The organism is Pararhizobium mangrovi, assembly GCF_006516965.1.
Classification (GTDB): domain Bacteria; phylum Pseudomonadota; class Alphaproteobacteria; order Rhizobiales; family Rhizobiaceae; genus Pararhizobium_B; species Pararhizobium_B mangrovi.
Genome location: NZ_VHLH01000052.1, coordinates 1 through 13,774, shown reverse-complemented (window position 1 = coordinate 13,774; position 13,774 = coordinate 1). Strand labels below are relative to the sequence as shown.

The 13,774-nt window shown below is 66.3% G+C and carries 12 protein-coding genes; 6 read left to right on the top strand and 6 right to left on the bottom strand.

The window, feature by feature from the left end; genetic code table 11:
* Window positions 1-184 precede the first annotated feature (184 nt).
* Window positions 185-1,570 (bottom strand): MATE family efflux transporter, encoded by a 1,386-nt coding sequence (locus FJU11_RS17790; protein ID WP_141168417.1) that lies wholly within the window; start codon window positions 1,568-1,570, stop codon window positions 185-187.
* Window positions 1,571-1,742: 172 nt separating this feature from the next.
* Here FJU11_RS17790 and FJU11_RS17785 point away from each other — a divergent pair, with 172 nt between their 5' ends.
* Window positions 1,743-2,645, top strand: a complete 903-nt coding sequence (locus FJU11_RS17785; RefSeq protein WP_141168416.1) for a histone deacetylase family protein — start codon at window positions 1,743-1,745, stop codon at window positions 2,643-2,645.
* Between the two features lie 102 nt (window positions 2,646-2,747).
* Here FJU11_RS17785 and FJU11_RS17780 read toward each other — a convergent pair whose 3' ends face one another.
* The 3 genes from FJU11_RS17780 to FJU11_RS17770 all read right to left on the bottom strand — a co-directional run bounded on the left by FJU11_RS17780 (window position 2,748) and on the right by FJU11_RS17770 (window position 5,375).
* Window positions 2,748-3,194: a CAP domain-containing protein gene (locus FJU11_RS17780; protein WP_141168415.1), complete on the bottom strand. Its 447-nt coding sequence runs from the start codon at window positions 3,192-3,194 to the stop codon at window positions 2,748-2,750.
* Between the two features lie 149 nt (window positions 3,195-3,343).
* Entirely contained in the window at window positions 3,344-3,616 is a 273-nt protein-coding gene (locus FJU11_RS17775) for a DUF6460 domain-containing protein (RefSeq protein WP_141168414.1), read from the bottom strand.
* A gap of 145 nt (window positions 3,617-3,761) precedes the next feature.
* The gene (locus FJU11_RS17770; protein WP_141168413.1) at window positions 3,762-5,375 is read right to left on the bottom strand and encodes a cisplatin damage response ATP-dependent DNA ligase; all 1,614 of its coding nucleotides are present in this window, start codon (window positions 5,373-5,375) and stop codon (window positions 3,762-3,764) included.
* A gap of 87 nt (window positions 5,376-5,462) precedes the next feature.
* Between FJU11_RS17770 and FJU11_RS17765 the strand changes: the two genes are divergently transcribed.
* Window positions 5,463-5,645, top strand: coding sequence for a type II toxin-antitoxin system HicA family toxin (locus FJU11_RS17765; RefSeq protein ID WP_141168412.1), 183 nt, complete (start codon window positions 5,463-5,465; stop codon window positions 5,643-5,645).
* A gap of 32 nt (window positions 5,646-5,677) precedes the next feature.
* Complete coding sequence (locus FJU11_RS17760) at window positions 5,678-6,079, top strand: type II toxin-antitoxin system HicB family antitoxin (protein ID WP_141168419.1); 402 nt, start codon at window positions 5,678-5,680, stop codon at window positions 6,077-6,079.
* Between the two features lie 224 nt (window positions 6,080-6,303).
* On the opposite strand, the gene FJU11_RS17755 is transcribed toward FJU11_RS17760, so the two are convergent.
* Together FJU11_RS17755 and FJU11_RS17750 are read right to left on the bottom strand one after the other, a co-directional pair.
* Window positions 6,304-7,314: a ligase-associated DNA damage response exonuclease gene (locus FJU11_RS17755; protein ID WP_141168411.1), complete on the bottom strand. Its 1,011-nt coding sequence runs from the start codon at window positions 7,312-7,314 to the stop codon at window positions 6,304-6,306.
* 332 nt (window positions 7,315-7,646) lie between these two features.
* Window positions 7,647-8,732 carry a molybdopterin-dependent oxidoreductase gene (locus tag FJU11_RS17750; RefSeq protein WP_141168410.1) on the bottom strand — a complete coding sequence of 362 codons (1,086 nt, stop codon included), beginning with the start codon at window positions 8,730-8,732 and terminating at the stop codon, window positions 7,647-7,649.
* 174 nt (window positions 8,733-8,906) lie between these two features.
* On the opposite strand from FJU11_RS17750, the gene FJU11_RS17745 reads away from it, so the two are divergent.
* From FJU11_RS17745 to pdeM, 3 genes are all read left to right on the top strand, one after another.
* Complete coding sequence (locus FJU11_RS17745) at window positions 8,907-9,623, top strand: SH3 domain-containing protein (RefSeq protein WP_141168409.1); 717 nt, start codon at window positions 8,907-8,909, stop codon at window positions 9,621-9,623.
* Window positions 9,624-9,717: 94 nt separating this feature from the next.
* Window positions 9,718-12,243: a ligase-associated DNA damage response DEXH box helicase gene (locus tag FJU11_RS17740; RefSeq protein WP_235891094.1), complete on the top strand. Its 2,526-nt coding sequence runs from the start codon at window positions 9,718-9,720 to the stop codon at window positions 12,241-12,243.
* Window positions 12,244-12,674: 431 nt separating this feature from the next.
* Entirely contained in the window at window positions 12,675-13,391 is a 717-nt protein-coding gene (gene pdeM / locus FJU11_RS17735; protein WP_235891096.1) for a ligase-associated DNA damage response endonuclease PdeM, read from the top strand.
* Window positions 13,392-13,774: the final 383 nt, after the last annotated feature.

Below are 13,774 nucleotides of genomic sequence, written 5' to 3'. Positions count from 1 at the left end.
GCGCTACGACAAGCTGGCAAGGAACTTTCTCGCCGCCGTCGCTCTCGCATCGGCAAGACTGTGGATGCGAACTTATGAGTCCACTACCTAGGCCTAACTGGATCGACGGTTAGGCCAGACTGGATTGGCGGTTGGGCCGGTCCAGATCGGCGGTTGGGCCTTTCGGGGTGCGAAGTTATTCCGCTCAGGCAGTCGGAAAGGCCGCGGCCGCACGGCGGCGCACGAGTGCCGTCAGCGTCAGCCCGCGCAAGCCGAGAAAGACGTTGAAGAACAGCCACAGGCCGTGATTGCCGAGAACCGGCACGCTGACAAGCGTGGCGGCCAGAAAGAGGCCGAGCGACACCAGCATCATGTTGCGCATGTCGCGCGACCACGTGGCGCCGACGAAAACGCCGTCCATCTCGAAGGCGAGCACGCCGGCGATGGGCGTCAGCGCGGCCCAGGGCAGATAGGCGATCGCCGCCGCGCGCACTTCCGGCGCCGTCGTCATCAGCCGGATAACCGGCCCGCCGAACACGAGGAAGACGACGGCCGTGCATGCGGCAAGGGCGAAGCCCCAAAGGGTGGCGAGCCGGATCGCGCGGTCGAAGGCCGGCCGGTAGTTGGCGCCGATGGCACGGCCGACCATCTGCTCGGCTGCCGTTGCGAAACCGTCGAGATAGTTTCCGGCGATGAAGAAGATGTTCAGCAGGATGGCGTTCGCGGCAAGCGTCGTCGCGCCGAACTGCGCGCCGGTGCGCGTGAAGAAGGCGAAGGCGCCGAGCAGCGCGAAGGAGCGGATCATGATGTCGCGGTTCAGCCCCATCAGCCGGCCGATCGCACGACGGTCGGCGACCTCGGCCAGCGAAGGGCGGCTCGCCCGCTCAAAGCCGGCGACGACGCAGGCAAAGCCGCAGACGGTACCGGCCACCTCGCCCACGACCGTTCCGAACGCGACGCCCGTTATGCCCCAGCCGAGGTGCAGGCCGAACCAGAGCGAAACGACGATGTTGAGCCCGTTGATCAGGATCTGGAGCGCCAGTGCGGCGGCACTGCGTCCCCTTCCGAGGAGCGCACCGAGGATCGCGTAGTTCGCGAGCCCGGCCGGCGCGGAGAGAAGGCGGATCGAAACGTAGGTCGCCATCGCCTCGAAGACGCCGGCGCCTGGATCCATCGCCCATCCGCCGATGGCGATCACCAGCGGGCTCGCAAGCACCATGACCGCCCCGCAAACGAGCGCGATGGCGAGCGAGCGCCAGAAGACGGCTTGCTCCTCCCCCGCATCCCCGCGCCCGATAGCCTGCGCCACGAGCCCCGTCGTCGCGGTGCGCAGGAAGTTGAACGTGTTGTAGAGCACGTCGAGAATGACAGCGCCGACGGCCAGCCCGCCGATCGCCGTCGCCACGCCGAGCTGGCCGACGACCCCGGTATCGACGAGCCCCTGAAGCGGCGTCGTCAGGAAGGCGAGCGTCATCGGCACGGCGATCGCCAGTACCTTGCGGTGGGTCACCGTAAACGGACGCGGCGTTCCGGCGACGGTGCGCGGCCCTTCCGTTCGCTTCTCATCGTTGTCGCGCGCCTTGCCGTCCATCGATCCATTCTACGGGAGAAATCGAACGCGCGTTCCTTGCACGGGAGGCCGCGACAGGGCAATCGGTAACGAAGGGCGATTTTATCGGTACCGCGCATCGCACCGTACTCAAGTAGTGGGACAGATCGGCGTCAGGCTGGTTTCGTCGTAGCTGCCATCTATATCGCAGCCGATGCCGTTGCCGATCATTCACAAGCCCGACTACGACGCGCAGTTTTCGCCGAACCATCGTTTCCCGATGGCGAAATATTCGAAGCTCGCGGCGATCCTGCGCGCCGAAGGCCTGCTGACGGATCGCACGATACGCATTCCCGAGCTGGCGAGAGCGGAATGGCTCGAACTCGCCCATCGTCGCGAATATGTCGAACAGGTCGTCTCATGTCGTGTGCCGAGGGAAACGGAACGCTTGATCGGCTTTCCGGTGGACGAGCGCGTCTCGCGCCGTGCCCTTTCCGCCTCGGGCGGGACCGTTCTCGCAGCCCGGCTGGCCCTTTCCGGCGGGCTCGCCTGCAACACCGCCGGCGGCAGCCATCATGCCCGGCGCGCGCATGGCGCGGGGTTTTGCACCTTCAACGACGTCGGCGTGGCGGCGAGCCTGCTTCTTGCCGAACGCGCCGTCTCGCGCGTGCTCGTCTTCGATTGCGACGTGCACCAGGGCGACGGCACGGCCGAGATCTTCATGCACACGCGTCAGGTGTTCACCGTCTCGCTGCACGCGGCGAAGAACTATCCGGTGCGAAAGGTGCCCTCCGATATGGACGTGCCCCTGCCCGACGGCCTGGCGGACGACGCCTATGTCGAAACCGTCGAAAAGGTTCTGCCGAACGCGCTGGCGGCGAGCCGGCCGGACATCGTCTTCTACAATGCCGGCGTCGATCCGCACGAGGGCGATCGTCTCGGCCGGCTTTCGCTCACCGACGAGGGGTTGAGGCGGCGGGACCATGCGGTGATCGGCTTCTTCCGCAAGCGCGCCATCCCGCTCGTCGGCGTCATTGGCGGCGGCTATTCGCGCGACGCCGACGCCGTTGCGGCACGGCATGCGATCCTGTTCCGCACGGCTGCGGAATACGCGTGAGGTCCCCTGCAAAGAGCGAGATCGCAGCTCCGTCAGCGTCTCAAAAGAAGCGACAAGCGAACGGATTCGGCACCTTCTGCAACAGCGAGCCGTTTCGCGCGATCACTGCCCGGTCAGAACCATGGACCAATAGTGCCGGCCGGTCTTGGCGTTCTGGGCGACCGCGACACCGATGCCGGAATAGGCGCCGTTCAGCATGTTGGCGCGATGATGGGGCGAAGCCTCCCACGACGAAATCGCCGCCGCGATGCTTTTCTGTCCCTCCGCGATGTTCTCGCCCGCCGGCAGCGGCACGCCGTCCCGCGCCATCCGGTCGGGAAAGTTCGCGCCGAGGCCGATGTTGTGCGCCATCTCGCTGTTCGATGCCATGGTTTCGGCCTGGCGAAGGGCGGCACGCGAGGCGTTGCGATCGGTAACGAGCGGCCGGCGCCCGTTCTTGGAACGGAAGGCGTTGACGCGCGCGAGCGCCTCGCTGCTGACGATGGCCTGTCCGGCGACGCCGTCCGGCGTATGGAACGTTCCGCAACCGGCGAGCATGCCGAAGGTCAACGCAAAAGCGGACGCCGCGAGAAGGCGACGGACGGGCCGTCGCAGCCTTCCGTCCTGGACCAGGCCGCGCCGTGATGCGGCCGGATCGGCAACCCTCGGCACTGTTTCAGGGCCGGAACCGCGAGCCTGCGCCGGAATGCCGGCTGCCCTCACGAAGGTCGGCCGAGATTGAGCAGCCGGACGACGACGAAGATCGGCACGACGATCACCGCACCGAGCGCGAGATACTGCCCGAACCGGCCGAACGCGGCGAAGCCCGTCTCCCACAACCGCTCGAGGAAATCGCGCGCGGCGTAGAGCATATCCATCGGATACCAGTTCATCGCACTCATGATGAGGCCGACGATGAAGGACAGCACGAGAAGCTTGACTACCGTGCGGCCCGGCGTGTCGCCGAGGAAGCGGGTTACCCTGCCTGTCATCGAACGTTCGATCCCTGCCGTTTTCGGGTCCGTCCGAGATAGGGGCGCATCTTGGCGCACACAAGGTCCCGGCACCTTGGTCCGGCAAGGATGGAACGATCTCCTCGAACGCCGTCGGGGCTTGCCGACGCCGCAAGCGATCCCCCTATCCCGCCGCGCGCTCGGCCGCTTCGATCATGTTTTCGAGCGTTTCCAGCCGGTCCGCCTCGGCCGAGGGCTTGTCCCAGCGCAGGCGTGAGACACGCGGAAAGCGCATCGCCACGCCCGATTTGTGCCGGGCCGAACGGTTCAGCCCCTCGAAGGCGATCTCGAGCACCAGGCCATTTTCGGCGTTCGCCTCGACGCTCCTGACCGGGCCGAAGCGTTCGATCGTGTGGTCGCGCACATATTTGTCGATCTGCTTCAGTTCTTCGTCGGTGAAACCGAAATAGGCCTTGCCGACGGGCACCAGCCCTTCCTCCTGCCAAACGCCGAAAGTGTAGTCCGAATAGAAGCTCGATCGCTTGCCATGGCCGCGCTGGGCGTACATCAGCACCGCGTCGATGACGAAGGGATCCTGCTTCCACTTGAACCACGGACCCTTCGGACGGCCGGGCACATAGGTCGAATCGTGGCGCTTGAGCATGACACCCTCGACGATGGGGTGCGGCGGCGCGGCCCGGTGCTTCGCCAGATCGTCCCAGTCCTCGAAGGGGATCATCTCCGAGACGTCGAAGCGCGTCGGCTCCAGCCCGGCGACGAAAGCCTCGAGCCGTTTGCGACGCACGTCGAAGGGCTGCCCGCGAAGGTCCTCGTCGCCGTCCTGCAACAGATCGTAGACACGCACGAAGGCCGGATAATCGCGCAGGAGCTTGGGCGAGACCGTCTTGCGGTTCAGCCGCTGCTGCAGGTCGCCGAAGGTCGCGATCCTCGGCCCCTCCTTGCCGTGGCGGGCGACGAGCAGCTCGCCGTCCATCGACCCCTCGAAGTTCATGTGTTCCAGAAGGTCAGGAAAGGTCGCGGAAATGTCGTCGCCGGTGCGCGAATAGAGCCTGTAGACACCGCGCTCGGCCGTCACCTGCACGCGGATGCCGTCCCATTTCCACTCGGCCACGTAATTCGCAGGCTCGATTTTCGGAAAGTCCTCGTCTTCCAGCGGCGTCGCCAGCATGACCGGGCGAAACGGCGCGGCGGCCAAATTCTCCGGCTTGTCCGTATGGCCTTCGAGCCAGGCGAAGAGCGGCTCGTAGGGCGCGCTCAGCCCGTGCCACAACTCCTCGATCTCGGTGACGTCGACATTGCCGAAATTCGCCAGCGCCTGCTTGGCGAGCCGCGAGGACACGCCGATGCGCATGCCACCGGTCACGAGTTTCAGAAGCGCATAGCGCGCCGAGGAGTCCATCCGGTCGAGCCAGCGTTCGACGAGCTGCGGCCCCTCGCGCCGCGAAGCCTCCTGCAGCGCGCCGACGACCTCCGACACGCTCGGCACGGCATTGGCGCGCACGCTCTTCTCCGGCCAGACGAGCGAAATCGTCTCCGCGAGATCGCCGACATAGTCGTAGGAATACTCGAAGAGAACCGGATCCATGCGCTCTGCGATCAGCCCGCGCAGCATGGCGGGTTTCACCGAATTGAACTCCAGATCCCGGGTGATTGCCGCCAGCGCGTAGCCGCGGTCCGGATCCGGCACGGCCGCGAAATAATCGGCAAGCAGCGTCAGCTTGCCGTTGCGCGAGGGCGTGAGAACGAGACGGTCGATGAGTTCGGCGAAGCGGTTCATGCGACGGTCCCGCATGGGGACAATGAAACCAGGCTCGACTTGCCAAGTGGACATACGTATATATATGCGTATTGACAGGGGGCGCTTGTGGAACGGAACAGCCGGAAGATCATCCAGCGGCTGAAGAAGGAAGGCTTCGTTCTGGAGAACGTGACCGGCTCGCACCACAAGTTCCGCAAGGATGGCCGGCTCGTCGTCGTTCCGCATCCGAAGAAGGATCTTCCGCCCGGCACCGCCCGAAAGATCGCCGAAATGGCAGGTTGGACATGAGATCGAAAACGAACAGGCAGCGCGGCGACACCATCCGCAGCTATTTCGCGGTCGTCGAAAAGGCGCCGGACAGCGCCTACGGAGCCTGGTTCCCGGACCTGGCGACGGTGTTCACCGCTGCCGACGAGGAGGAAGATCTTCTCGGCAACGCAATTGAAGCGCTGCGGCTCTTCGCGGAAAGCGAGCCGATGCCTAAACCCTCGACGATCGACAGCGTGCTCGCCCGCGAAGACGTTCGCCGCGACCTTTCCGAGGGGGCGTTCCTGATCCGCGTGCCGTTGATCGAAAGCGACACGCGCGTGGTCCGTGCCAACCTGACCTTCGAAGCCGGCATGCTGCGCGCGATCGACGCCGCCGCCGCCCGCCGCGGCCTGACCCGCTCCGCCTTCCTCGCCGATGCCGCCCGCCGCGAGATCGAAACGGCATCTTCGTAAGCGATCGTCTCGACCGTCCAGCAAGCTTGGAAGGAAAAAGGAACGCATCAGAATGCCGAAGTTGTCCAAACCAGCAAAAGAGCGCGCGCTTACGGCTGCGCGGGCATCGCTCGATGCGATGACGGACGAAGAGGATCGTGCGATCACGCGGGACGCCGAAGCCGATCCGGACAATCCGCCTATCGACGACCTCTTCGGCAGAGCCACGAATTCGCAGAAAGCCCTCATTCCGCCTCGTCCTCGTAGCCGACGAGGTTGAGCGGACGGGCGGTGACGCCGCGCAGTTCGCACCAGCGCACCAGCGCCTCCTCGCGCCCGTGGGTCACCCAGACCTCTTCCGGCTCGATGGTGGCGATCGCCTCGGTGAGTTCGTCCCAGTCGGCATGGTCGGAAAGGATGAGCGGCAGTTCCACGCCGCGCTGGCGGGCGCGCTGACGCACGCGCATCCAGCCCGACGCGAAGCAGGCGACGGGATCGGGAAAGCGCCGCGCCCATTTGTCGGCGAAGGCCGATGGCGGGCCGACCACGAGCGCACCTGCGAAATCGCCCTTCTTGCCGGTCTCGACGGTCGCTGGCGCCAGCGGGCCGAGCACGAAGCCGCGCGTCTCGTAATAGTCGCAGAGCTTCTTGAGCGCGCCGTGGATATAGATCGTCTTCTCGTAGCCCCGCTCGCGCAGGAGCTTGATGACGCGCTGCGCCTTGCCGAGCGAATATGCGCCGACGAGATGGGCCCGCTCTGGAAACTGATCGAGCGAACGCAAGAGCCGGTCGATCTCGTCGGCCGGTTCGGGATGGCGAAAGACCGGAAGCGCGAAGGTCGCCTCGGTGATGAAGACGTCGCAGGCGACCGGCTCGAAGCGCGCGCAGGTCGGATCGCGCCGCGTCTTGTAATCGCCGGACGCGACGATCCTCAAGCCCTCCTTCTCGACCGCGATCTGCGCGGAGCCCAGCACGTGGCCCGCCGGATGGAAACGCACCGTCACGCCGCCAACCGTCACCGTCTCACCGATGACGGCTTCCTGCGTCGCCCCGGCGAAATCCGCACCGTAGCGGATCGCCATGATATCGAGCGTCTCGCGCGTCGCCATGACGTGAGCATGGCCGGACCGCGCATGATCGGCATGGCCGTGCGTGATCAGCGCGCGCTCGACGGGACGCACGGGATCGATGAAGAAATCGCCGGGCGGGCAGTAGAGCCCTTCGGGGCGCGGATGGAGCAGATCGTCGGGACGCATCAGGCTTGAGATAGGCGCGGGAGGGGCAAGCGAAAGGCGTATCCGCTGCGAAAGAGCGTTTCGGAAGCTGTAGCGGCCAATCTTCCCCCATGCGGGGGAGAATCGGTATAGCTGGCAGAGGGGATGAGACTTCCCGGTGCGATCGGAAGGGCTTATTCTTGCTGCGACGCTACCCCCTCTACCCTGCCGGGCATCTCCCCCCCCCCCCCCGCAAGGAGGGAAATCGACGTGCGGCCGGGTCATGGACTTTCACCCTTCTACGTTGTGAGTAGGGTCGGCACGATAGAGGAACTGCCTGCGCTGCGCGCTGACTTCTGGGCCCCGGCTACTCTTCACCCCACCACCACATGCACCCGGTGCCAGGCGTTCTCCAGATACCCCTTGTAGTTCCACGTGTCGTCGGAGAGGGAGGGCTGGGTCTGGCCCGCGGCGTCGAAGGCGCGTGCGACGAGTTCGTGGTCGCCGACACAGAGCGGCACCTCGATCGACCAGAGCGTCCAGCTCCAGGGGTGGTCGGTGTCGTTTTCCAGCTCCGTTTGCAGCCACGACCGGCCGCCATCCAGCGACAGCTCGACCCGGGCGATCGGGTGGGAGCCGGAGACGGCCCAGCCGGCGACCGTCGTTCGGCCTTCCTTCAGGTTCGCGTGGTTGGCGGGAATGCAGATCGCGCTGTTGAGCGGCATTGGCTCGATGGTCATGCCCTTCGCGGGATCCGCCGTCTCGGCGGTGATCTCGGAGGGGAAGAGCTTGTATTCGGTACGCTGGATCGGATTGTCGGACGGGTGGTCCTGAACGGTGATCGCGCGCACCCATTTGGCGTTGCGCGCGCCGGCGAAACCGGGCGCGACGATGCGCATCGGCGCGCCGTGTTCGCGGGTGAGCGCCTCGCCGTTCATGCCGGTCGCGATCAACGTCAGGGGATGCATCGCCTTTTCGAGCGGGATCGACACGCCGTAGGTGAAAGTCTCGCCGTCCATCTCGCATTCGTCCAGGCAGTCGATCGCGACGTGAAGGCCCTTGCCTTCCTTCACGCCGGCGGCCTTCAGCACATCGGCGAGCGAAACCCCCGACCAGTCGGCATTGCCGAGCGCCCCCGGCCCCCACGGATCGCCGGCAACGGGCGCCACCGCGAGCAGGTCACGCCGCCGGTTGCCGGCGCACTGCATGAGGGCGCGCACTTCACGCCGCTCGAAATCCTTCTCCAGCGTGGCGAGGTCGAGATCCAGCGGCTTCTCGACCATGCCGCCGACGCTCAGCCGATGCGTCGCGGTATCCGGCTCGGGCATCGAGCCGTGGTTGCGCACATAGAAATCGGCCGTCGGCGTCGTCATCGCCGCAACGAGGCGTTCGGCGGGCGTCTCCGCGTTGAAGGGATGCTCGCGGCGCACGGTGAGGTTCGGCTTCGTCGAGATCGGCATGCGGGCGGCTCCATCGTGCATGGGATTCGCAGCATGATAGCATGTCGCTGCCGATGGCATAGGAAAGACGTGTACGCCGATCGCACCAACCACATTTCGGCCGTCATTCCCCCGGATGATCCATGCGATCGCGCGGTGAAGGGGGCACCGCGAGGCATCGGGAGGCACCTTGCGATGCGCAGGGTTTCGGCTGTGCTCATGCGCGTGGCATGTGTCGTACTTCTCGCGCTCGTCGCATCGGCGGCCGGCGCGCTCGCGGCTTCGGATATCACGACCCATCGCCTCCGCTTCGATCCCGGCACCAGCCAGGCGACGCGATCGGGCACCATCAAAGGCTACCAGACCGTCGACTACCTCCTCGAAGCCCGTGCCGGCCAAACGATGACGGTGCGGCTCGATATCTCGAACAGCGCCGGCTATTTCAACGTGGTTCCGCCGGGCAGCGAAACCGCGATCCACATCGGCTCGACGAGCGGCAATTCCTTCACCGGCCGCCTGCCTACAGACGGCGACTATTCGATCCGCGTCTACCTTATGCGCTCGGCCGCTCGGCGCGGCGAAAGCGGTCGCTACACGCTGCATGTGGGCATTTCCGACGACGGGGCGACGGCCGATCTGTCTCGGCGGAACCCGGATTACGCCGACGGCCTTTCCGGCGGACCCGACTTCTGGCGCGTGGCCGGATTAGCCGCCGGCGACACGCTCAATCTCCGCTCCGGACCGGGCACGACGAACGGCGTCGACGCCGAACTCGATGCAGGGGCAGTGGTCAAGAACCTCGGTTGCCGCATGGTCGACGGGACCAAATGGTGTCGTGTCGAGCTGACCGGCGATCCCGCCATGCGCGGCTGGGCGGCGGGACGGTATCTGGTCGAGGCTCCAGCACCGTAATCGACGCTCGTTGCATAAACCTACGGGGAAGGCAGAAACGGATCGTCGGCGATCGGCGCTGGATTTCGCCGGCCATACGGCTACATCGGTATCCGTGAAACACGAACCGGCCGCGCCCGCACACGACCAGCCGATTGTCCTGCCCGAACCCTTTCTCGCCTGGTTCGCGAGCCGGGGCTGGCAGCCGCGTGCGCATCAGCTCGAGCTGCTCGCCAAGGCCGAGGCCGGACTTTCCTCGCTGCTGATCGCGCCGACGGGGGCCGGCAAGACGCTTGCCGGATTCCTGCCCGCGCTGACGGACCTCGCGAGGCGGGGGCCGCGCAAGCCGGGCGAAGCGAAGCAGGGCGTGCATACGCTCTACGTCTCGCCGCTGAAGGCGCTGACGACCGACATCGAGCGCAACCTCGCCCGCCCCGTCGAGGAGATGGATCTCGGGCTTCGCATCGAGACGCGCACCGGCGACACGCCGCAGACCAAGCGCCAGCGTCAGCGTACCGACCCGCCGGACATCCTGCTGACGACGCCCGAACAGGTCGCGCTGCTGCTCGCGAGCCCCAATGCGGAACGCCTCTTCGCCGGCCTGACCTACGTCGTCTTCGACGAGCTGCACTCGCTCGTCACCTCCAAGCGCGGGCATCTTCTCTCGCTCGGGCTCGCCCGATTGCGCACGCTGGCCCCTCGCCTACAGACGATCGGACTTTCGGCGACGGTCGCGCAGCCGGAGGAACTGGAGGCCTGGCTCGTCGGCCAGACCGGCGAAATCGAGCCGGACCGGGCCGAGCGCATCACGGTCGAGGGCGGCGCCAAGCCGGAGATCGAGATCCTCGATTCCGCCGAGCGCGTGCCGTGGTCCGGCCATTCCTCGAGCTACGCGATCGGCGACATCTACGCCGCGATCAAGGCGCACGACACGACGATCGTCTTCGTCAACACGCGCTCGCAGGCCGAGCGCATCTTTCAGGAACTGTGGAACGCGAACGAGGACACGCTGGCGATCGCGCTCCACCACGGCTCGCTCGACGTGACGCAGCGAAGGCGGGTGGAAGCCGCGATGACGCGCAACGAGCTGCGTGCCGTCGTCGCCACCTCCACGCTCGATCTCGGCATCGACTGGGGCGACGTCGATCTCGTCATCCATGTCGGCGCGCCGAAGGGCGCGAGCCGGCTCGCCCAGCGCATCGGGCGCGCCAACCACCGCATGGACGAGCCGAGCCGGGCGATCCTCGTGCCGGCGAACCGCTTCGAGGTGATGGAGTGCCGGGCAGCGCTCGACGCGAACTATCTCGGTGCGCAGGACACGCCCCCGATCGGCGACGGCGCGCTCGACGTGCTCGCCCAGCACGTACTCGGCATGGCGTGCGCGGCCCCCTTCGAAGCCGGCGATCTCTACCGCGAGATCATCTCCGCCTCGCCCTACCGAACACTGACGCGCGCAACGTTCGATCGCATCGTCGAGTTCGTCGCGACCGGCGGGTATGCGCTGAAGGTCTACGAGCAGTACGCGAAGATCCGCCAGCGGAAAGACGGGCTGTGGCGCGTCTCGAACCCGCAGACGGCCCAGCAATACCGCATGAATGTCGGCACCATCGTCGAGGCGCCGGCGCTCAACGTCCGGCTGACGCGACGCGGCAACAAGGGCACGGCCGTGCGCGGCGGGCCCGTGCTCGGCCAGGTCGAGGAGTTCTTCCTGGAATCCATGGTCCAGGGCGACACCTTCATGTTCGCCGGTCGCGTGCTGCGCTTCGAGGGCATTCGCGAGAACGAATGCATCGTGACGAAGACGACGACCAACGATCCGAAGGTTCCGTCCTACGCCGGCGGCAAGTTTCCGCTGACGACCTTCCTCGCCGCAAAGGTACGCAGCATGCTCGCCGATCCGGCGCACTGGTCGGCCCTGCCGCCGCAGGTGAGCGACTGGCTGACGCTGCAGAAGGAAAGATCCGTCATTCCGAAGGACGACGAACTGCTGGTCGAGACCTTCCCGCGCGGCAACCGGCACTACATGGTGATCTACGCCTTCGAGGGCCGGCTCGCCCACCAGACGCTCGGCATGCTGATCACACGGCGGCTGGAACGCGCGCGTGCCCGCCCGCTCGGCTTCGTCGCGACGGACTACGCCATGGCCGTGTGGACGATCGGCGACACGACGAAGATGCTCGCCGACGGCAGCCTTTCACTCGCCGAGCTCTTCGACGAGGATATGCTCGGCGACGACCTCGACGCGTGGATGGCCGAATCCTGGCTTTTAAAGCGCACCTTCCGCAACTGCGCGGTGATCGCCGGCCTCATCCAGCGCCGCCATCCCGGCCGCGAGAAGACCGGCCGGCAGGTGACGATCTCGACCGATCTCGTCTACGACGTCCTGCGCAGCCACGAGCCGGACCACATCCTCCTGCAGGCGACCCGCGCCGACGCCGCTTCCGGCCTTCTCGACGTGCGTCGTCTCGCCGACATGCTCGCCCGCGTGCAGGGGCATCTGCGCCACCAGCCGCTGAAGCGCATCTCGCCGCTCGCCGTGCCGGTCATGCTCGAAGCCGGCAAGGAGGCGGTCGTCGGCGAAGCGCAGGAGTCGATCCTCGAGGAAGCGGAAGCGGACCTTCTGGCCGAGGCGTTGGGCTGACGCTGTTTTGGATGGGGGCCGTTGGATGGTTCCGCCCTTCCACGCGACGTCATCCTCGGCCTCGAGCCGAGGATCCAACCCCATCTCGCCACGAGCGGAGTGAAGGGCCCGTTCGAAATAGCCGACGCTCATGCAAAGAGGCTGGGACAGCAAACCGCCCATCGTCAACGCTGGTCGCGACAGACGGGGTTGGATCCCCGGGTCGAGCCCGAGGATGACGTTCGTGGAGACCGCAGTGGCATGATGGCAGGCGCATCCTTGCCGAACCCGGCGATAACGCCTTTCGGCGGAATCGGCTTGGCGATAGAATGAAACGCGAACGTATGGGCGAATCACCGACATCGGCGATCGAAAGCAGTTCGAAAGTCGCCAGACCGTGCCGATCGGGCCGGTCCGATCGAACAGGGGACGGGACGCAAAACATGAACCGCATGGCGGCGCTGAAAGCGCTGGGGCAGGAACGCGAACCGGTGACGGCGGCGATCGAGGTCGCCGGCGTTGAAGCCGTGGCCGATCCGCTCGGCGCGCTCTACCTGCCGGCAAGCCGTGCGCTCGTCGTCGCCGACCTGCATCTCGAAAAATCCGCCGCCTTCGCCCGGCGCGGCATGCTCCTGCCGCCCTACGACACGGCCGCCACGCTGACCCTGCTCGAAGCGGTGATCGCGCGCTATGCGCCGGCCGTCGTCATCAGCCTCGGCGATTCCTTCCACGACGCGCTCGGCGCGGCGGCCATGAGCGCGAGCGAACGCGACCGGCTGGATGCGCTAGCAGCAGGCCGTGACTGGCTGTGGATCGCCGGCAACCACGATCCGGACGCACCGTCGAACCTTGCGGGTCAGGCCGCCGACGCGCTCGAGCTATGCGGCCTGATTTTTCGCCACGAGCCTTCGGCCGATCCGGCACCGGGCGAGATCGCCGGCCACCTCCACCCGGCCGCACGCGTCATGCGGCGCGGACGCTCGGTGCGACGCGCCTGTTTCGCGACCGATGGCATTCGCCTCGTCATGCCGGCCTTCGGCGTGCTCGCCGGCGGCCTCGACCTTTCCCATCCGGCGATGCGCGGCCTGTTCGATCGGAAAAGCCTGTGTGCACACGTGCTTGGCCGCGAGCGCGTCTATTCCGTGCCGCATGCGCGCCTGTGCGCTTAGAGCCTTTCAGGTTCATACGGAAACGCTCTGCCGACCCTGTTTGCGTCAGGACCGAGACGGATGGCGACGAGCGTACTGGTGGTACGGTCGAGCCTTCCGTCGAAGCGTCATGGCGCAAACAGGGCCGGCCCGAAGGGTTCGACCGTGCCGGTTTCCCGTTCGGCGGGCAAACGAGCCACTGGCTCGTTTGCTTCTCCGCCTCACTGTCGGCGATCTTTCCCGATGAACCACATCGCGCTGCGATCGCCTTCGCGTGGGAAACCGGCACGATCGAACAGAGCGCTTCCGTATAAACCTGAAAGGCTCTAGTTGTGAGCTTTCATTAGGTTGTCCATCCGGTCCGGACCGGGGATGCTGAGGTTGTGAGACTTCAGAGTCCAGGG

Coding starts and splice junctions, on each gene's coding strand:
- FJU11_RS17790 (WP_141168417.1), bottom strand. CDS start 1,570: ATGGACGGCAAGGCGCGCGACAACGATGAGAAGCGAACGGAAGGGCCG.
- FJU11_RS17785 (WP_141168416.1), top strand. CDS start 1,743: ATGCCGTTGCCGATCATTCACAAGCCCGACTACGACGCGCAGTTTTCG.
- FJU11_RS17775 (WP_141168414.1), bottom strand. CDS start 3,616: ATGACAGGCAGGGTAACCCGCTTCCTCGGCGACACGCCGGGCCGCACG.
- FJU11_RS17770 (WP_141168413.1), bottom strand. CDS start 5,375: ATGAACCGCTTCGCCGAACTCATCGACCGTCTCGTTCTCACGCCCTCG.
- FJU11_RS17755 (WP_141168411.1), bottom strand. CDS start 7,314: ATGCGTCCCGACGATCTGCTCCATCCGCGCCCCGAAGGGCTCTACTGC.
- FJU11_RS17750 (WP_141168410.1), bottom strand. CDS start 8,732: ATGCCGATCTCGACGAAGCCGAACCTCACCGTGCGCCGCGAGCATCCC.
- FJU11_RS17745 (WP_141168409.1), top strand. CDS start 8,907: ATGCGCAGGGTTTCGGCTGTGCTCATGCGCGTGGCATGTGTCGTACTT.
- pdeM (WP_235891096.1), top strand. CDS start 12,675: ATGGCGGCGCTGAAAGCGCTGGGGCAGGAACGCGAACCGGTGACGGCG.